19 protein-coding genes are annotated in these 19,386 nt (G+C 59.7%); 11 read left to right on the top strand and 8 right to left on the bottom strand.

From position 1 onward, the window contains the following. Positions 1-26: 26 nt before the first annotated feature. The 6 genes from ACR0IV_RS05430 to dusB all read right to left on the bottom strand — a co-directional run bounded on the left by ACR0IV_RS05430 (position 27) and on the right by dusB (position 7,861). Positions 27-617: a helix-turn-helix transcriptional regulator gene (locus ACR0IV_RS05430; protein ID WP_480657478.1), complete on the bottom strand. Its 591-nt coding sequence runs from the start codon at positions 615-617 to the stop codon at positions 27-29. A gap of 23 nt (positions 618-640) precedes the next feature. After that, positions 641-2,050: a nitrogen assimilation response regulator NtrX gene (gene ntrX, locus ACR0IV_RS05435; RefSeq protein WP_480469646.1), complete on the bottom strand. Its 1,410-nt coding sequence runs from the start codon at positions 2,048-2,050 to the stop codon at positions 641-643. Next, positions 2,047-4,272, bottom strand: a complete 2,226-nt coding sequence (locus tag ACR0IV_RS05440; protein WP_480657477.1) for a sensor histidine kinase NtrY-like — start codon at positions 4,270-4,272, stop codon at positions 2,047-2,049. Before ACR0IV_RS05440 ends, ntrX begins: the two co-directional genes overlap by 4 nt. A 162-nt stretch (positions 4,273-4,434) precedes the next feature. Continuing rightward, positions 4,435-5,802: a response regulator gene (locus tag ACR0IV_RS05445; RefSeq protein ID WP_480657476.1), complete on the bottom strand. Its 1,368-nt coding sequence runs from the start codon at positions 5,800-5,802 to the stop codon at positions 4,435-4,437. Continuing rightward, a complete protein-coding gene (locus ACR0IV_RS05450) occupies positions 5,802-6,881 on the bottom strand; it encodes a two-component system sensor histidine kinase NtrB (protein WP_480657475.1) in 1,080 nt (359 codons plus the stop codon). The genes ACR0IV_RS05445 and ACR0IV_RS05450 overlap by 1 nt, the downstream gene beginning before the upstream one ends. After that, the gene (gene dusB / locus ACR0IV_RS05455) at positions 6,878-7,861 is read right to left on the bottom strand and encodes a tRNA dihydrouridine synthase DusB (RefSeq protein ID WP_480657474.1); all 984 of its coding nucleotides are present in this window, start codon (positions 7,859-7,861) and stop codon (positions 6,878-6,880) included. Before dusB ends, ACR0IV_RS05450 begins: the two co-directional genes overlap by 4 nt. Positions 7,862-8,040: 179 nt before the next feature. Here dusB and ACR0IV_RS05460 point away from each other — a divergent pair, with 179 nt between their 5' ends. From ACR0IV_RS05460 to ACR0IV_RS05485, 6 genes are all read left to right on the top strand, one after another. Beyond that, positions 8,041-9,171, top strand: a complete 1,131-nt coding sequence (locus ACR0IV_RS05460; protein ID WP_480657473.1) for a bifunctional 2-C-methyl-D-erythritol 4-phosphate cytidylyltransferase/2-C-methyl-D-erythritol 2,4-cyclodiphosphate synthase — start codon at positions 8,041-8,043, stop codon at positions 9,169-9,171. Beyond that, entirely contained in the window at positions 9,168-9,665 is a 498-nt protein-coding gene (locus ACR0IV_RS05465; protein WP_480657472.1) for a phosphatidylglycerophosphatase A family protein, read from the top strand. Before ACR0IV_RS05460 ends, ACR0IV_RS05465 begins: the two co-directional genes overlap by 4 nt. Then, positions 9,662-10,138 carry a CinA family protein gene (locus ACR0IV_RS05470; RefSeq protein WP_480657471.1) on the top strand — a complete coding sequence of 159 codons (477 nt, stop codon included), beginning with the start codon at positions 9,662-9,664 and terminating at the stop codon, positions 10,136-10,138. The genes ACR0IV_RS05465 and ACR0IV_RS05470 overlap by 4 nt, the downstream gene beginning before the upstream one ends. 197 nt (positions 10,139-10,335) lie before the next feature. Next, positions 10,336-11,517 (top strand): ammonium transporter, encoded by a 1,182-nt coding sequence (locus tag ACR0IV_RS05475; protein WP_480657470.1) that lies wholly within the window; start codon positions 10,336-10,338, stop codon positions 11,515-11,517. Positions 11,518-11,658: 141 nt separating this feature from the next. Next, positions 11,659-12,336, top strand: coding sequence for an orotate phosphoribosyltransferase (locus ACR0IV_RS05480; protein ID WP_480657469.1), 678 nt, complete (start codon positions 11,659-11,661; stop codon positions 12,334-12,336). Positions 12,337-12,537: 201 nt separating this feature from the next. Beyond that, a complete protein-coding gene (locus tag ACR0IV_RS05485) occupies positions 12,538-14,028 on the top strand; it encodes a replicative DNA helicase (protein ID WP_480657468.1) in 1,491 nt (496 codons plus the stop codon). Positions 14,029-14,031: 3 nt separating this feature from the next. Here ACR0IV_RS05485 and ACR0IV_RS05490 read toward each other — a convergent pair whose 3' ends face one another. Beyond that, complete coding sequence (locus tag ACR0IV_RS05490) at positions 14,032-14,577, bottom strand: GNAT family N-acetyltransferase (protein WP_480692647.1); 546 nt, start codon at positions 14,575-14,577, stop codon at positions 14,032-14,034. Between the two features lie 300 nt (positions 14,578-14,877). On the opposite strand from ACR0IV_RS05490, the gene alr reads away from it, so the two are divergent. Genes alr through ACR0IV_RS05505 form a run of 3 tightly spaced genes read left to right on the top strand, consistent with a single transcriptional unit; the run spans position 14,878 to position 17,434 of the window. After that, the gene (gene alr, locus ACR0IV_RS05495) at positions 14,878-15,912 is read left to right on the top strand and encodes an alanine racemase (RefSeq protein WP_480657466.1); all 1,035 of its coding nucleotides are present in this window, start codon (positions 14,878-14,880) and stop codon (positions 15,910-15,912) included. Beyond that, entirely contained in the window at positions 15,909-16,691 is a 783-nt protein-coding gene (locus ACR0IV_RS05500; RefSeq protein WP_480657465.1) for an MlaE family ABC transporter permease, read from the top strand. The genes alr and ACR0IV_RS05500 overlap by 4 nt, the downstream gene beginning before the upstream one ends. Beyond that, entirely contained in the window at positions 16,688-17,434 is a 747-nt protein-coding gene (locus tag ACR0IV_RS05505; protein ID WP_480657464.1) for an ABC transporter ATP-binding protein, read from the top strand. Before ACR0IV_RS05500 ends, ACR0IV_RS05505 begins: the two co-directional genes overlap by 4 nt. Here the strand turns inward: ACR0IV_RS05505 and ACR0IV_RS05510 are convergent. After that, complete coding sequence (locus tag ACR0IV_RS05510) at positions 17,431-17,859, bottom strand: thioesterase family protein (RefSeq protein ID WP_170470693.1); 429 nt, start codon at positions 17,857-17,859, stop codon at positions 17,431-17,433. The genes ACR0IV_RS05505 and ACR0IV_RS05510 overlap by 4 nt on opposite strands. 104 nt (positions 17,860-17,963) lie before the next feature. Here ACR0IV_RS05510 and ACR0IV_RS05515 point away from each other — a divergent pair, with 104 nt between their 5' ends. Together ACR0IV_RS05515 and ACR0IV_RS05520 are read left to right on the top strand one after the other, a co-directional pair. Beyond that, the gene (locus ACR0IV_RS05515) at positions 17,964-18,416 is read left to right on the top strand and encodes a paraquat-inducible protein A (protein ID WP_480657463.1); all 453 of its coding nucleotides are present in this window, start codon (positions 17,964-17,966) and stop codon (positions 18,414-18,416) included. 147 nt (positions 18,417-18,563) lie between these two features. Further along, positions 18,564-19,340 carry a DNA repair protein gene (locus tag ACR0IV_RS05520; protein WP_480657462.1) on the top strand — a complete coding sequence of 259 codons (777 nt, stop codon included), beginning with the start codon at positions 18,564-18,566 and terminating at the stop codon, positions 19,338-19,340. Positions 19,341-19,386: the final 46 nt, after the last annotated feature.

Raw genomic sequence — 19,386 nt, forward strand, 5'->3', positions numbered from 1 at the left:
CCCGGCTGCGCGCGGGAACGCATAAATTATGCGACTTGCCCCCGCGATCCGCTGACAAGACGAACCGGGGTGCCATCGGCCAGATACAACCGCTCCCAAACGATCTGACCTGCACTGATCCTGATACGGTCATGCACGGCCTCTGAGGTCAGAAAGGCCTTGGGCGCGGGCGTGTGCATGTCCCACCAGCCTTCGCTTTGCAGCTCTGCTTCGGCCTGCCGGATTTCATCCGTGGCAAACTGCCAGAGAGAGACACCCAGCAGAGCACTCTGTGAGGTTTTCCAATCTCGGGCCCGACTGGCCGAATAGGCCAGACAGGTATGGCTGGCCTCCTCAACCAAATGAACGCAGTCAGTCGATTGGGCCACCAGCCGTTTCAGCGCTGAATCCTGAACGCGCACTGGGGCCAGAACTGAGAAAACGCCCTGCTGTATCTCTGCCGAAGGGGTGTGAGCCCCGCTCTCCCACCTCGAAATCGTGGCCTGATCCACTTCCAGCATATCAGCCAAAGCGGATTGCTTGAGGCCAACCGACCGGCGAAGCCGTCTAAGCCTGCGACCAAATGCAGGATAGCCGATGGGCCCTGTACCATCGGCTTTTGCATACCTGCTGATCAATTGCTTCCCCTTGGTCGCAGAAATCACTCTGCCGGTTCAGGCTCATCAATCTGAGCGACACGCGCGCCTGATTTGTTCGACGTCACAACCCCCAGCGATTTCAGCTTGCGATGCAAGGCGCTGCGCTCCATGCCGACAAAACTGGCGGTGCGGCTGATATTGCCCCCGAAACGGTTGATCTGGGTCAGCAGATATTCCCGCTCGAACGCCTCGCGTGCTTCGCGCAGCGGCAGGGTCGCCAATGCCCCAGACAGGACAACGCGACCGGATTCATCGGATTTCTCTTCCTCACTCGGCAGCTCGCGCGCCTCGATCGGCCCGGTGCCATCGCCAAGGATCAGCACACGCTCGATCAGGTTTTTAAGCTGACGTACATTGCCCGGCCAAGTCATCGTTTGCAGCAGGGCGACCGCCTCGTCCGACAATTCGCGGGCAGGCAAACCCTGAGTTTCGTTGCACATTTCGATGAAATGCTGGGCCAGAACCGGAATATCCTCGCGCCGTTCTTCCAGCGACGGGACAGCAATCGGCACCACATTCAGGCGATGATAAAGCTCTTCGCGGAACCGTTCAGCTGCGATTTCATCTTCCAGATCGCGGTTGGTCGATGAAATGACCCGCAGATCGACGCGCACCTTGTCACTGCCGCCCACACGCTGGAACTGCTGATCCACCAGCACTCGCAGGATTTTGGACTGGGTGCCCAGGGGCATATCGGCCACCTCATCGAAATAGATCACCCCGCCATGCGCCTCTTCCAGCAGACCGGATTCGATCCCCCGTTCCGAGGATTCGCGACCGAACAGAACCTCTTCAACCCGCTCAGGCTCAATCCCCGCACAATTGACGGTGACGAAAGGCGCGTTGGCACGGTTCGAATGAGCGTGGATGTAGCGCGCAGCGATTTCCTTGCCTGACCCGGCCGGGCCGCTCAACATCACGCGCCCGTTCGATTTGGTCACCTTGTCCAATTGACCCTGCATCGCCCGGAACGAAGCCGACTTGCCGATCATGTCGGAGCAGCTCACCTCTTTCCGCTTCAGCGAGGCATTCTCGCGGCGCAGGCGCGAGGTTTCCATCGCGCGACGGATCACCACCATCAACTGGTCAATGTTGAAGGGCTTCTCGATAAAATCGTAAGCACCCTGCTTGATGGCCGCCACGGCGATCTCGATGTTACCGTGGCCCGAAATGATCACCACCGGTACATCCGGATTGTCGCGTTTCACCGCTTTCAGGATATCGATCCCATCCATGCGGCTGTCCTTTAGCCAGATATCCAGGATCAACAGCCCCGGAGGCTCGGCATTGATCGACGACATACACTCATCCGAGTTCGCCGCCAGCCGGGTGGAATAGCCTTCGTCCTCTAGAATATCGGACACCAATTCGCGAATATCGCGTTCGTCATCTACGATCAGAATGTCGCTCATCTTTGGCCTGCTTTCAGTTTGTTTGTTTTAATCGCCTGTTTTTCCGGCGCGACTGACGGGCCGCCTGAGGCCCCGGGAAGACGAATGACAGCCATCGCGCCGAAATGGTCCTGTCCGTCGAAGGTGGGCGCGTCTTCTAATGTCAGCGCTCCGCCATGTTCTTCGATGATTTTCTTCACGATAGGCAGGCCAAGGCCTGTGCCCTCATCACGAGTTGTCACATAAGGTTCAAACAACCGCGCACGATCCTCGGGCAGCCCGATACCATTATCGGCAATGGTGATCTGCATTCCCGCATCGTCGCTGGACACGGCCACCTTAATCTGCGGTTTCAGATTGTCGGGCGCGCCTTTTTTCTTCAACGTTTCAATGGCCTCGCCCGCATTCTTGATCAAGTTGGTCAGGGCTTGGCTCAACATCGTTGCATCAACATCCGCCAGAACGGGTTGTTCGGGCAGGTCTGCATCAATCTGTACATCCGGCTGTCCGGCCTGTTGCAGCAGCACCGCCTCGCGCACCAGTGTGACGATGTTTTCCTCATGCCGTTCCGGCTCGGGCATCCGCGCGAATTTCGAGAACTCGTCCACGATCCGCCGCAGATCATTGGTCTGCCGTACGATCACGTCAGTCATCGACTCAAGGCTGTCGCAATCTTCTTCATCCAGCTTGCGCGAGAATTTGCGTTTGATCCGCTCCGCGCTCAGTTGGATCGGAGTCAAAGGATTCTTGATCTCATGCGCAATACGACGCGCCACGTCGCCCCACGCCGCCATACGCTGCGCGCTGACCAGATCGGTCACGTCATCAAAGGCCACCACATAGCCTTCCAACCCGCCATCCTCGCCCCGCCGCGTGGCCATGCGCACCAGAAGGTTTTCCAACTGGCCCTTGCGGGTCACCTTGACCTCTCCCTGCACCGCCTCTTGACCGCTGGACTTCAGATCTTCGAACAGCGGCAGGAATTCAGGCACGGCAATGCCGATGGCCAGATGCTGTTCACCGCTGGTCCAGTCCAGCAGACGTTCACCCGAGCGGTTCACGAAGGTCACGCATCCATCTGGATCTACGCCCACCACGCCCGAGGTCACCGAACTCAGAACCGAGTCGAACAGTCGGCGGCGACGTTCGATGTGGCGTGTGTTCTCCAACAGGGTATCGCGCTGCCCTTTCAACTGGCGGGTCATCTGGTTGAAATAGCGGCCCAGCATGGCGATCTCATCATCGCTGGCCTCTTCATAGACCTGAACGCTCAGGTCCCCTGCACCGACACGTTGCGCCGCAGTTGTCAGGCGGCCAACCGGGCGTGACAGACGTTCGGCAAACCACATGCCCAGAGACATCGCAGCCAGAATGAGGATCACCGCAAAACCGAGATACAGAAGGCCAAACTCAAACAGCACCCTGCCCCGTTCACTTTCCAGCTGACTGTAGAACTGTGCCGTTTCCTTGGTTTCATCCAACAGGGTCAACAGGTCGCCATCAACCTCGCGGCTGACATAGAGATAGCGATCCAGATAAGCCTGCAACGGCACCAGAGCCCTGAATTCGCTGTTATCCCAATCGGCTATGATCGCCACGCCTTGATCGTTCGACTCGATCATCTCTTCGGGCGTCGGGGCCTCATAGTCGAACAGATACGAGCGATCGCCACGCGACCGGATCTCGCTGCTGCCATCGATCACATAAGCTTCGCGCAGCCCGCGCTGAATCTGCGACTGCCCCTGTGCCAGAACTTCTCGCAGTTCCGCATCCGAGATGTAGTAGTCGAGCGTCCGTGCGTTATCCAGAAAGCGCGCCAGCGCCATCGCGTCCTGCGTCAGACCTTGACGATGCTCCTGCTCGTATGCCTCCGCCGCACTCAGCGATGACCCCACAACCTGCCGCACGCGGTCCGAGAACCAGCCTTCGAGGCCGATGTTCACGGTCAGACCAGCGAAGATTGCCACAGTTACCGTGGGCACAAGGGCAAGCAGCGTGAACGCGCCGATCAAGCGCAGGTGAAGCCGTGAGCCCGCTGACTTGGCCCGCCGCGCTGCGATCAGACTGAACAACTGTCCCAGAACAAGCGCGGCCACGACCAGCACATAGACCAGATCGGCGAGAAGAATCAGCCGCAGCGTCGGGGCCGCAGCGCCAAGATCGAAGGGACCAATGACCAGATACGTCGCAAGCGCCAGAATCGGGCCCAGCATCACGAGCCCCAAGGTGCTGAAATTGCGCATCTTCCGGGACTTGCGCCACCGGTTGATCGATAGGATCGGCCCGTTCTGTGCCCGGGTTGCCACCGTCTGCCCTCTTACTGATGTGCCGCATTCGCGGCTTACCGCCATATGTCGTGGTCGTTCCCGGGCGCGAACCCGAATGCCACGGTTTGTGTGGCGATATTACATCAGTTTGCGACGGCGTGTCACCTGAATATCGAGGTCAGTGATCTTTTTCCGCAGCGTATTCCGGTTAATCCCCAGAAGATCAGCACATTTTGCCTGATTGCCCCCGGTCGCATCCAGCGCGATCTCGATCAACGGCGCCTCGACCTCGCGCAAAATGCGCTGATAGAGGCCCGGTGGCGGCAGGATATTTCCATGCAGATCGAAATAGCGCCGTAAGTGACGGCCAACCGAAGAAGAAAGTTTTTCACGTTCGCCATCGCCCAGAACCGGTTCGGCTTCGGGCTGGCTGCCCAGCACCATCTCGACCTCGGTGCGTGAGATTTCATCAGCACGGCTTGTCAGGCTCAAACGACGGATCGCATTTTCCAGCTGACGCACATTTCCAGGCCACGAATACCGGCGCACAAGCTCAACAGCTTCGGGGCTGAGGCGGCGTTGCGCCCCGCTTTCCCGCTCTTCCCGCGTCAGAAAGTGGTCGGTCAGCAAAGTGATATCATCAACGCGTTCCCGCAGGGCCGGAACATGGATCGTAGCGCCGCAGAGGCGGTAATAGAGATCCTGCCGCACGCGACCGCTCTCCATCGCGTCGGTCAGGTTCGATTGGCTGGTGGCCATGAAACGCGGCACATGATCGCCCGGAGTGTCCATCATACGCACGATCCGCGCCTGAATCTCATCATCGATGTCAGCTATTTCATCAATCAACAACGTTCCGCCGCGCACCCGCGCCATAACCCGCGCCGGACCTTCGAGATCGCTCAGATCAGCGGCCGTTGCGGTCACGAAAGGCAGCGTTCGACGGTCCGAGAAATCGTGAATAGCACGTGCAATCAGAGACTTACCTGTCCCACTTTCGCCTGAGATCATCACCGACAGATCGGTGTTCATCACGCGTGCAACCAGACGGTACAACGCCTGCATCACCGGGGTTCGGCCCACCAATGGCAGTTCATCAGGGCGATCCTCGCTGACCTCCACCGGCTCCGTTTGCGCGCGTTGCTTCTGATCCAATGCCCGAGCGGTGCGTTTCATCAGATCGGGCAGATCGAAGGGCTTGGGCAGATAGTCGTAAGCATCTGCCTCAGCCGCCTGAATGGCCGTCATGATGGTGTTCTGGGCCGAGATCACGATGACCGGCAGCCCGGGGCGGTCCTGCGCGATCTTTGGCAGCATCTCCAATCCGTTCCCGTCTGGCATCACCACGTCCGAGATTACAACATCACCTTTCCCCTCGGCCACCCAACGCATCAGTGTTGTTAGTGAAGAGGTCGCATGCACCTTGCACCCTGCCCGCGTCAGGGCCTGCGTCAGAACCGTGCGGATCGTGCGGTCGTCATCAGCAACCAGAACTGTGCCATCCATCAGATGCTCTCCTTTTCATATGCGTCCGGCGGTGCGCGCCGCAGGGACAGGCGGAAAACCGTGCGCCCGGGCACGGACTCCGCTGAAATCCATCCGTCGTGATCGGAAACGATCTTGCTGACCAGAGCCAGCCCCAGCCCGGTGCCATTCTCCTTGCCTGACACGAAGGGATCAAAAATATCGCTCCGAATGTTTTCCGGCAGCCCCGGCCCGTCATCGATGATCTCAATCTGCAAGGGCAGCGAGTGTCCCGACCCGTCACTGCGCCGTAGGCGGAACGAATGTTCGAAATAAGTGCGCAACCGAATTATGCCATTTCCATCAGCAGCTTCCGAGGCGTTCCTGAGCAAATTCAGCACCACTTGCAGGAACTGATCCGGATCTCCGTAGGCCAATGGCAGCGAGGGGTCATAATCCTCGACAATCGTCATATGCGCGCCGAAGCCCAGCAGCGCCGACCGCCGCGCGCGGTCCAGAACGTCGTGGATATTAACCGGTTTGAAATCGGGCTGCGACAGGTTTCCGAACTGCTCCACCTGCTCCAGCAGCTTCACGATGCGGCGGCTCTCCTCGACGATAAGATCAGTTAGTTCAAGGTCCTGCTGAGAGATATTCATGCTGAGCAGCTGTGCCGCGCCAGTGATGCCCGCCAAGGGGTTCTTGATCTCATGCGCCAGCATTTCGGCCATGCCGATGGCCGATTGCGCCGCCGATTTCACCGTATTGCCCCGCGTCATCCGCCCCGCCAGCTCTCGTGGCGAGATGATCATGATCATCGAACCGGGATGTCCCATAAGCGGCGCGATCTGCAGCGCACATTGCAGCGGTGCGCGATTGCCCGAGCCCACATCCACATCGTTGACGAACAAGGGGGTCCCTTGCTGACGAGCCCGCAAGAACGCCTCTTCCAACGGCGCATCGACTGCCAGTTGATCCCATACGGGGTGTCCAATCACCGCCTTGCGCGAGGCGTTCAGAAACCCCTCGCCCGAGGAATTGACGTCAGATATCCGATCCTCGGCATCGATGATGAAGGCCGGAACCGGAAGCGAGGTCCAGATGCTCTGATCCGAAGTCATGCCGCTTCCTCCGCTGGGCCGTTCAGTGCTTCCCCCAACAGCCGCAGCACCTCATCCGTATCGCGCGAGGTCAGAACTGCGCGCCGCAGCATGGCAGGCGTTCCAGCTTCATCCATGTACCAGCCCAAATGCTTACGCGCGACACGCAGACCCAGATCAGTGCCATAGAACGCCAGCATCGCCTGATAATGCGCGCGCACCATGTCGATCAGGTCCGAACCCGTCGGAATGATCGGAGCCTCAGCGCCATAAAGATCGTGACATATCTGTGCCAGCAGCCAAGGCTTGCCCTGCGCGCCGCGTCCCACCATCACGCCGTCAGCCCCGGATTGATCCAGCGCAGTTTTCGCGGCCTCCGTATCAACAATATCCCCATTTGCTATGACGGGGATCGAAACCGCGTCTTTCACCGCCCGGATCGCCTGCCAATCGGCCCGCCCCTTGTAGAACTGGCATCGCGTGCGCCCGTGGATTGTGACCATCCGGATACCCGCATCCTGCGCCCGCCGCGCCACATCCGGGGCGTTCAGCAAGCTGTCATCCCAACCCAGACGCGTTTTCAGCGTCACCGGTACATCCACCGCCTCCACCACGGCCTCAATCAGAGTCAGGGCATGATCCGGTGTCTTCAGCAAGGCCGATCCGGAATAGCCGTTGGTGACCTTCTTGGCGGGACATCCCATGTTGATATCGATCACCCGCGCGCCCCGGTCGGCGACCTGCCGGGCGGCCTCGGCCATCCAATGCGCCTCGCGTCCGGCCAGTTGCACGGCGGTATTTTCCACATCCGCCGACAGCTCGGCCCGTTCGCGGACACCCGGCTTGGCCTGCACCATCTCCTGGCTGGCGACCATTTCGCTGACCACCATACCTGCACCAAAGCGCATCACGAGATCGCGGAACGGGCGGTCGGTGATTCCGGCCATCGGCGCCAGCAGCACCGGAGGGGTCAGATCCTTTTCAGCAAGACGCAGGGTCAATGTGCCTAATCCTTGAGCAGTTGCGCATTTGATATCGAAATCGCAGCATATGAACAACAAAACGGCGGCATTCAAGCTCGCAAAATCATCACTTGCTTATTTTTTAGGCAAACTGACGCGGGTGATTGCCTCTGCATTCACCGCCCCCTAAACAATGCCTCAATCAGGAGAACCCGCAGATGACCACAGCCGCCATCATCGTCGCCGCCGGACGCGGCCAGCGCGCCGGGGGCGACGTGCCCAAGCAGTGGCGCGCCTTGGGTGGGCGGCGCGTGGTCGATTGGACCCTCGATCGCTTTGAAAGCTTAGTGGATCATGTCGTTTTGGTGCTGGCCGAAGAGGACACCGAAGCGTGGGAAGAATTCAGCACGACCGGTTTGATTCTCGCTCAGGGCGGTGCAGACCGGGCAGGATCGGTCCGCAACGGACTGCAGGCGTTGGAATCGTATGGCATTGAAAAGGTTCTAATTCACGACGTGGCCCGCCCTTGCGTCAGCGCTCGGGTGATTGGAGAAGTTCTCGCTGCGCTCGATACACATCCCGCGGCGGCGCCCGGTCTGGCCGTCACCGATGCGCTCTGGACTGGGGATGGATCGGTGGTGACAGGTACGCAGGATCGTTCCGGCCTCTTCGCTGCGCAGACTCCGCAAGGGTTTCTCTACAACGCGATCACCGCAGCGCACGAGGCTCATGCCGGAGGCGCGGCAGATGACGTCGAGGTCGCGCGTGATGCCGGGATTGATGTCGCGATCATTCCCGGCGACGCGGATAATCTGAAAATCACCCGGCCCGAGGATTTTGCTCGGGCTGAACGCATAATGGGTAAGGATATGGATGTAAGGCTGGGCAACGGCTATGACGTGCACCGCTTTGGCGACGGAGATCACGTGATCCTCTGCGGTGTAAAAGTGCCGCATAATCGCGGGCTGCAGGGGCATTCAGATGCGGATGTCGGCATGCACGCGGTGACCGACGCGATCTATGGCGCGCTGGCGCAAGGTGATATCGGGCAGCACTTCCCGCCCTCCGACCCGCAGTGGAAGGGGGCCGCCAGCGAGATCTTCTTGCGCCACGCCGTCGATCTGGCCGGGCAGATGGGTTACACAATCTCAAATGTCGACTGCACGCTGGTCTGTGAATACCCCAAGATCGGGCCACATGCTGAGGCCATGCGTACCGAGATGGCGCGGATCATGGGCTTGCAGGCCGATCAGGTCTCGGTCAAGGCGACAACGTCGGAGAGGCTGGGCTTTACCGGACGCAGCGAAGGTATCGCCTCGCTCGCCACAGCCTGTCTGGTGAAGTCATGACTGCGGCACGTCTGATCGGAACCGTCTGTGGCGTCGGCTATCTGCGCCCTGCGCCCGGCACCTGGGGATCGCTGGCCGCGCTACCTTTGGCTTGGGTGCTACATACGCTCGGCGGCTTTCCTCTGCTGGTTATCGGGACCTTTGCTGCCTTCTTCGGCGGCCTCTGGGCCACGCGTGTCATGACCGCAGGGCAAGAGGACCACGACCCGTCCGAAATCGTCATCGACGAGGTTGCTGGCCAGTTCATTGCAATCTGGGCCATTTCCTACCCATCCTGGGCGCATGGGATCGAAATCACCGCGCTCTGGCCTGGCTGGATCGCCGGTTTCCTGCTGTTCCGCTTGTTCGACATCACCAAACCCGGCCCCGTCGGCTGGGCCGATCGGCGCGGAGATCCGATGGGCGTGATGCTGGACGATGTGATCGCCGGGGCCTTTGCCGCAATCGGCGTCATCATCCTCGCCGGGGTTTCACATGGGGTCTTGGGCCTATGACCGTGACCGACCTGCTGGACCGCGCCAAAGCGCAAGGCGTGATGCTCGCAACAGCCGAAAGCTGCACTGGCGGCATGGTCGCCGCTGCGCTGACCGACATCCCCGGCAGCTCTGCTGTGGTCGAGCGCGGTTTCGTCACCTACACCAATACCGCCAAGCAAGAGATGCTGGGCGTGCGTGCCGATACGCTTAGGGCGCACGGGGCGGTCTCGGAAGAGGTCGCGCGCGAAATGGCCGAAGGCGCGCTGCACCACTCGCAGGCTCAACTGGCGGTTTCGATCACCGGTATCGCCGGTCCCGGAGGGTCCGAGCATAAGCCAGAAGGCCGCGTTTGCTTTGGTCTCGCCACTGACGGCCAACCCACCCGGACTGAAACAGTCGAATTCGGCGCGCTGGGGCGGGATAATGTGCGCAAAGCCGCGCGTGATCATGCGTTGCAGATGCTGCTAAGCGGACTTTCACAATCCGCCTAATTTTAAGGCGCATGCGCCATATGGGCGCAAATTTCATCACCAGTTGAGAAAAAGCCGCCTAAACAGGCGGCTTTTTGCACCTCTGCCTCTTTTTTCCCCAACTCAGCTCGGCTTCAACCCGCCGCACACCACTCACAAGGCGTCGGTTGGGGTGTGTTTGCCCAATCGACGCCCCTACAGGGAAAGGAGAGCGGCCCATGAACGGAGCCGATACAGCGTGGATCATTGTGGCAACAGCACTGGTCCTGTTCATGACATTACCGGGCCTTGCCCTGTTCTACGGCGGGCTTGTGCGTGCCCGAAATGTCCTCAGCGTCTTCATGCATTGCTTCTCGATTGCCTGTTTGATGAGCATTCTGTGGCTGGTCGCGGGGTATTCAATCGCCTTCGGCCCGGGTGAAAGTGGTCTCTGGGGCGGTCTGGGCAAAGCGTTTCTGAACGGCGTGGACGTCGACAGCCTCGCAGGCACCCTGCCCGAGGTCCTGTTCTTCGCCTTCCAGATGACCTTCGCGATCATCACCCCCGCCCTGATCGTCGGCGCCTATGTCGAGCGGGTGGGCTTTGGCTTTGTCCTCACCTTCTCGGCGCTGTGGATGCTGCTGTGTTATGCGCCTGTTGTGCATTGGATCTGGGGTGGCGGGATGCTCGCGGACGGAGGCATTCTGGGAGAGATCGGCGTGCGCGATTTTGCGGGCGGCATCGTCGTCCATGAAACCGCCGGTTTGGCGGCACTGATCATTGCCGTTGTCCTCGGCCCGCGCCGCAACCGCACGACACCGCCGCACAACCCCGGTTACGTGATGGTGGGCGCCGCGATGCTGTGGGTCGGTTGGTTCGGCTTCAACGGCGGCTCGCAACTGGCTGCAGACGGGGGCGCCGCGATGGCCATGACCGTCACGCATCTGTCCGCCGCCACCGCGTCGCTGACCTGGGCGCTGTGGGAACGCATCCGCTTTGGCAAGGCCTCGATGGTTGGTCTGGTGACCGGCACCATTGCGGGTCTGGCCTCGATCACCCCGGCCTCGGGTTTTGTGGGTCCGGTTCAGGCTCTGATCATCGGAGCCGTTGCAGGTATCCTGTGTCAGGAGGCCGTCAGCGTGATCCGCAACAAGCTGAACATCGACGACACGCTGGACGTTTTCGCCGTTCACGGTGTCGGGGGTATCTTCGGCACGCTGATGATCGCGCTGTTCGGTCTGGGCACATGGACCGCGCAATTGGGCGGGCTGGTGATCGTGGGTACTTTTACGGCAATTGTCACGATTGTGTTGGTGAAGGTGGTTGCGTTGATCACCCCGCTTCGCGTAGACGCAGAGACCGAAACAAACGGGCTCGACCTCTCGGTTCATGGGGAACGCGCCTACGACATGAGCAGCTAAGCCCACCTTGGCGCTCTACTGCCCGCAAGGGCAAAGCGGACCTCTAGGGGTCCGCTTTTCTTTTCGGCGTTCGCCTCTCGACTCCGGACCGGAGGTCGGGCTATCAGCCTGCGACACCCTTCCAGCCCAGAGGTTTGCGCCATGATCCCCAGTTCCTTCCCCGACAGCACCGAAATCGCCCGCCTGACCGCACGGATGCTGCTGGAGATCAAGGCCGTGCACTTCAACTCGCGCGAGCCCTTCACGCTGGCCTCGGGCCTGCCCAGCCCGACCTATATCGATTGTCGCAAACTTATCTCATACCCACGCATCCGCTCGACCCTGATGGACTTTCTGACCATCACCGTGATGCGCGACGCAGGCTTCGAGGCGTTTGACAACATCGCTGGCGGCGAGACTGCAGGCATCCCGTTCGCGGCCATGGTTGCCGAGCGGATGGCCCTGCCGATGACCTATGTGCGCAAGAAGCCCAAAGGCTATGGCCGCAACGCCCGCATCGAAGGCGAGATGAGCGAAGGTGAACGCGTTCTGCTGGTCGAGGATCTGACAACCGATGGTGGCTCGAAACTATCCTTCGTGGATGCGATCCGCGAAACGGGTGCGACCTGCGGGCATACGGCCGTGATTTTCTACTACGGTATTTTCCCCGAGACCGAGAAGACGCTGGGTGACCACGGCGTGAAGCTGCACTCCTTATGCACCTGGTGGGATGTTCTGGCCGAGGCCAAGGCGCAAAAGGCCTTTGACGAAGAGACCCTTAGCGGTGTCGAAGCCTTCCTGAGCGACCCGCGCGGGTGGCAGGAAGCCAACAAAAGTTGACGTTGCGACAACTGTTTTCAAACTGGAAACAGCGGTCGCGCGACAGGCACCAATCGCACAATATGTTGACGCTCGACCCCATCTTGCTTCAATATGCAGGGGTCGGGAGATATTCACAACCTATCCCCAAAAACATACAATTTGCCCCGACTCGCAGGTCTAAGCTATGGACCTTGTCCCATGGGGACGATGAGAGCAGCAATGAACGAGATCAGTAGTATCGAGCAGGCAGCGGCACAGATTCAGAATCCGGAAACCATGCCGCATTCGATCGAGGCCGAGCAGCAACTTCTGGGCGCGATTCTGACAAATAATGATCTCTATGACCGGGTCGCCTCGATCATCGGGGCCGAGCATTTCTATGATCCGGTTCATGCCCGCATCTATGAGGTGGCAGCCACACGTATAGCCAAGAATGCGCTGGCCTCACCCGTGACGCTGAAATCCTTCATGGCCGAAGACGAGGGCCTGAAAGAATTGGGCGGCCCGGCCTATCTGGTCAAACTGGCTGGTGCCTCAATCAGCGCCTTTGCGGTGCATGACTATGCTCAGATGATCTATGACCTCGCCATCCGGCGCGAGTTGATCCGGCTGGGTCGGGATATCTCGGACAAGGCCGCGCGGGTCGACGTGGCCAGCGAGCCCAAGGAGCAGATCGTCGAGGCCGAGCAACAGCTTTATCAGCTTTCCGAGCAGGGCCAGACCGAACAGGGTTTCCAATCCTTCCTCAAGGCGGTCACAGAAGCCGTCAACGTCACCAACGAGGCCTACCAGCGTGGTGGCGGCATGGCGGGGATTTCCACCGGTCTGGCCGATCTCGACAAGCAGTTGGGCGGCTTGCATCCGTCCGACCTGATCATTCTGGCCGGTCGCCCATCGATGGGGAAAACCTCGCTGGCGACCAACGTGGCGTTCAATGTGGCCAAGGCCTATAAGCGCGGCACCAAGCCGGATGGCTCAGAGGGCGCCATTGACGGTGGCGTCGTTGGGTTCTTCTCGCTCGAAATGAGCGCCGAGCAGCTGGCAGGCCGGGTTCTGGCCGAAGCTTCCGAGATTTCCTCACACAAAATCCGCCAAGGCGACATGACCGAAGCCGAGTTCCGCCGCTTCGTGGACGCAGCCAAGGAACTGGAAGCTTGCCCCTTATTCATCGATGACACCCCGGCCCTGCCGATCTCACAATTGGCAGCCCGCGCGCGGCGGCTGAAGCGGACGCATGGGCTGGACCTGCTTGTGATCGACTATCTGCAGCTCTGCCGCGGCATGGCCGACAATCGCGTCAACGAAATCGCCGAGATTTCGATGGGCATGAAGGCCATCGCCAAAGAGTTGAACATCCCGGTGATCGCGCTGTCTCAGCTCTCCCGTCAGGTGGAAAACCGCGACGACAAACGCCCGCAACTGTCTGACCTGCGGGAATCGGGCTCGATCGAACAGGACGCCGACGTGGTGATGTTCGTGTTTCGTGAGGAATACTACAAGGAACGCGAAAAGCCCGGCGATCACGAGCTGGAAAAGATGGAAGAGTGGAAGCAGGCTATGGAGCGCTTGCACGGCAAGGCCGAGGTCATCGTCGGCAAGCAGCGCCACGGCCCCATCGGCACGGTCGAGCTGTCCTTCGAAGCGCAATTCACCCGCTTCGGCAATCTGGTAAAACCTTGGCAACAGGACGGTCAGATCGAAGGGTATTGACGCCTACCAGAGCTCTGGCTTGTTCAACGCTTCAACACAACGCGACGCACCCTTGAGGGGTGTCATCTCGGCTTCGGTCAGAGATTGTGCCAACCAGCCGTGCGGATAGCTCAACTTCATTGGAGCCTTTGCAAACGCCTCCGAGATTGGCTGGAAGCCGGTTTTGCCGTAATAAGCCGGGTCTCCATAGGTGAAAACAAGATCGACGCCTGCCGTACGCAGTTGATCCAATCCATGCGTGATCAGCGCTTGTCCCACGCCACCCCTCTGATGTTCTGTGCTGACCGCGACCGGAGACAAGATAAACACCTGCCGAGCGTCCTGATCAAAGCGTAGACGGGACAAGCAGATGCAGCCCAGCAATGCATCCCCCTCAACTGCCGAAAACACATAGAGGTCGCCATCCGGCGTGGTCATGATCAGGTCGTGCACCAGTGAGCCGATCAGCTTGCCTTCATCTGCACCTTCCGAAGCGGTAAAGACGGCGGTGAAAAGCGCAACAATATCGGCTGCGCGCTGGTCGTGACCGGATATGAACTGGATGGCCATGTTGATGCCTCTCATTCCCATGTAATCGGCGGGCATACCGCCCATGCCCCGTGTGGCAATGCAACCGGCACATCGGTTTGCTCAACAACCCGCGTGAAAAACATGAACGATAGGCCTCGCCTACGCGTTTTAACACTGATGTGAATACAATCCGATACCTTTTGCCGCTTTGCGACAAGTCGCGCAAATCCTTGGATTTATTGGCCTCGCGGCGCGGCGATATCATATCGATACATGAAACCCGTTTTCAAATCACCATTCCCTCTTGACCTTGGAACGGGCAATGTCTTGAACGGGATCATGAGTACTGCACGTTTAACGATCAATCTACACGCGCTCGCCCATAATTGGCGCGCGCTGGATGCAAAGACGGAAGTCGAAACCGGCGCCGTGGTCAAGGCTGATGCCTATGGTCTGGGCGCGGAACCGGTTGCCTGGGCGCTGGCTGAAGAAGGCGTGCGCAAGTTTTTTGTCGCTGCTGCTGAAGAAGGAGCCATCGTTCGCGAGGCCGTGGGACCCGAGGCGCTGGTTGCCGTGTTCTCTGGCCATATGGAGGGCGATACCGATCTGCTGCGCCATCATAATCTGACTCCGCTGATCAATTCGCCTGAGCAGTTCAAACGCCATCTTGAGGCGCTGCCGGATCATCGCTTCGGCATCCAGCTGGACAGCGGCATGAACCGTCTGGGGCTGGAACCGGCGGACTGGGCCGAACTGCGGCACAAAGCGTTGGAACTTGATCCACTGGTGGTGATGTCTCATCTGGCTTGCGCGGACGAACCTGACCATCCGATGAACCGTCAGCAGCTCGACACATTCAAGCAGATGACCGACGGGGTTGAAGCCCCCCGCTCGCTTGCCGCAACCGGGGGCACTCTGCTGGGGCCTGAATTCCACTTTGACTTCTGCCGTCCGGGCATCGGTCTCTATGGCGGGATGCCCTTTGCCGGAGCCAAGCCGGTGGTGACTGTTGATCTTCCGGTGATTCAAGTGCGCGACGTCGCTGTGGGTGAGACCGTGGGCTACGGCAACAGCTGGACCGCGCGCCGCCCGTCCAGGATCGCAACCGTCGCGGCGGGCTATGCCGATGGGCTACATCGTGCCATCGGCGGCGGCATTGATACATTCGCTGGTGATCAGCCCTGCCCGGTGGTAGGACGTATCTCGATGGACCTGATCACCGTGGATGTTACCGACTTGCCGTACAAACCTGATCGCCTGCGTATCCTGAACGGGCACCAAACCGTCGATGATCTGGCCGAGGCCGCCGGAACCATCGGCTATGAAATCCTGACCTCGCTCGGCAGCCGCTATTCCCGAGGCTACGTGGAATGAACCCCATCTCATTGCCGGGTGAGCTGGGACGCGCCATCCTGAACATGCTGGCCGCGTTTGGCCGCGTCGCGCTGTTCGCGCTCGACGCGGTTTCGCATATTTTCCGCCCCCCGTTTTATCCGCGCGAATTCGGCATCGCCCTGCTGAACATCGGCTGGCTGTCCCTGCCCGTGGTTGGCCTGACCGCCATTTTCACCGGCGGCGCGCTGGCGCTGCAGATCTACGCAGGCGGCGCGCGTTTCAATGCTGAGGCCGTGGTGCCCCAGATCGTCGCCATCGGCATGGTGCGAGAGCTTGGCCCGGTGCTGGTCGGCCTGATGATCGCCGCCCGCGTGACGTCTTCGATCGCCGCCGAGATTGCGACGATGAAAGTGACCGAGCAGATCGACGCTCTGGTCACTTTGTCCACGCACCCGATGAAATACCTCACCGCCCCGCGCGTGCTGGCCGCCCTAATCACCGTCCCGGCGCTGGTCGGGGTCGGAGATATCATCGGCATCGCAGGCGGTTACACCGTCGCCACGCAAAACTTGGGCTTCAACCCGGCGGCCTATCTGAAAAACACCGTCGATTTTCTTGAGACCCGCGACATCGTCTCGTCGCTGGTCAAAGGGGCCGCCTTCGGCGTCATCGCCGCCATCATGGGCTGCTACTACGGCATGTCCTCGGGCCGCGGCGCTCAGGGCGTGGGCCGCGCCACCAAAGGCTCGGTTGAGGCCGCCGCCGTGCTGATCCTCGCCGCCAATTTCGTACTCACAGGGGTGTTCTTCTCGCTATGATCCGGATGGAGAACGTACATAAGGCCTTTGGCGACAACCACGTGTTGCAAGGCATGAACCTTGAGATTCCCAAGGGCACCTCGATGGTCATCATCGGCGGCTCGGGTACTGGCAAATCCGTGGCGCTGAAATGCATCCTCGGCCTGATCAAGCCCGACAGCGGCATGATCTATGTCGACGGCAAAGACGCCGCCAAAGGCGACCGCGATGCGTTTCTGGCCCGCTTCGGGATGCTGTTTCAGGGCGCAGCGCTGTTTGACTCCCTGCCCGTCTGGCAAAACGTCGCCTTCCGCCTTTTGCGCGGCTCGCTGAAACGCCCGGCGGATGAGGCGCGCGAAATCGCCATCGAAAAACTGCGCCGCGTCGGCCTGAAATCCAACGTTGCGGACCGGTTCCCAGCCGAGCTGTCAGGTGGTATGCAAAAGCGCGTCGGCCTCGCCCGCGCCATCGCCGCCGAGCCAGAGATCATCTTTTTTGATGAGCCCACCACCGGCCTCGACCCCATCATGTCCGGCGTCATCAACGACCTGATCCGAGAAATCGTGACCGAGATGGGCGCCACCGCGATGACCATCACCCACGACATGAGCTCGGTCCGCGCCATTGCCGATAACGTCGCCATGCTGCACGGAGGCGTGATCCAGTGGACCGGCCCGGTCAGCCAGATGGACGCCTCGGGCGATCCCTATGTGGAGCAGTTCATCAGCGGGAGTGCAGAGGGGCCGATTGAGGCAGTGCGCTAATCTTTCTCACTCACTAGCCAGTTTTTCGCGCTCGCGACAACCTCATCTGGAAGCAATTCGGCTTTTCGAGATTCGAGATTTAACAAGACGCATTTGAACACTGTTGAGAATACAGTTTTTCTGTCGGCAGAGCGCAGCAATCTGTGTCGGAAGGTGACCGACTTCCCGCCTATCTCGAGTACCTCACTCTCCATCTGAATAGCCTCCCCCGCTCGAAGTTCGGCGAGGAAACTACTCTCCGCATGTACCACCGCAAATGATAGCTTCCGTCCCGAACGCATATCGTCTGCGTTCAATCCCATCTCCGATTGGATAGCAAACACCGAATCTGAGCAAGCCGCAAAGTACCGCGAGACATTCATATGCCCCAGAAAATCGCAATCCGAAGGATCAACAATTGACTTGAAAGCCACAAAAGCTGGCATCTGAGGTCTCCCCACTGACAAAAACGAGTTTGAATTCTTGAATTAAGCTAACACATAACTGAAACGCGTCGCCCGATAGGCGGCGGAACACCTAAAAAGTACATATGACCCTCCGCCTCGCCACCCTTTCACTCCTGATCCTCTACCCCATCGCGTGGTTCGCCCCGCTGATGCGCGCGGGGCTGTTGCCGATTTTCGGCCTTAGCGAAATCAGCGTCATCACCGGGCTGCAATCCTTGTGGAAATCCGACATCTTCCTCGCACTGATCGTCACTGTCTTCGCCCTCTTCGCACCCTACATCAAAACCATCGGGACCGCGCTGATCCAATGGAACCTGCTGGACCCGCGCGTCCAACCCGCACTGAACATCCTCGGCAAGCTGGCGATGGCCGATATCTTCCTCATCGCGCTTTACATCACACTGGCCAAAGGCATCTCATACGCCACCATCGAAACAGCCTGGGGCCTTTACCTGTTCACCGGCTGCATCCTCGCTTCGTTGACCCTAGGTCACATTACAGAGATGACATCTGGATCACGAAAACCTCAGACGTAATTGATTGAAAACGCATTTCTGAGTATCTTTATGATATTTCGAGCAGCAACGTTTTTGTAGTTCACGGGTCCTCAGCGGACCAGATCGTGCTTGATTGTCGTCCGCTTTGACCCGGTTTCGTATCGGTTGAAGAAGGAGATCGACATCATGGCCGCCCTTCACTCTATCACATTGCAATTTCAGAATGCCTTATTGAAACTGACATTTTTCCTGATCTGCGCCGCCGCATTATTCGCGGTCACAACAACTGTTTTGTCCGCCTTCGGTATCCTGCCGTGGCTGTCCCTGCAGGCTGGCCTCAGCGGTGGTGCCGCGATAGACGCTGGTCCCTACGTTCAGATCGGCCTGACCGCGCTGATCCTTATGCTGACCTTCTACCTGCCCTCAAGCGCCCGAATGATGGCGCTGGAGCGGACGCACCGCAACTTCTCGCTGAACATGCAGGACGTGGCCGGGGCGTATCAGCTCGCCCATGCCGCCGACCGCAGCGGTGCCTTTGCGCTGTCCTCGGAATTCGACGCGGTGAAAGAACGCATGGCCTTCCTGCGCGATCACCCCGATCTGCAGGGGCTGGAGCCGCAGGTACTGGAACTGGCCGCTCAGATGAGCCAGATCAGTCAGGAACTGGCCGAGACCTATGGCGATGCAAAGGTGGAACGCGCCCGTGCCTTCCTCAGACAGCGCCAGGAAGAGGTTGAGCAGTTCCAAAACCGGATCGAAGACGCCCAGACCATCCAGCATGAGCTGCGCCAATGGACCCGCGATATCGAGATCGAGGAATCCATCGCAAAATCGCAACTCGCCCGCCTCAGGGATGAGCTGTTCGACCTGTTGCCAGAATTGTCGGCGCAACTGCAATCCCCCTCCGACGACAAAACAGCAGCCAGCGTGGTCGCCATGACCCCACCTCGGGCCGCGGAATAGGCGCGCTTAGCGCCCGCCGCGAAGGATGGCCCGCAGGGCCTGACGA

Source organism: Ruegeria sp. C2 (assembly GCF_056537765.1).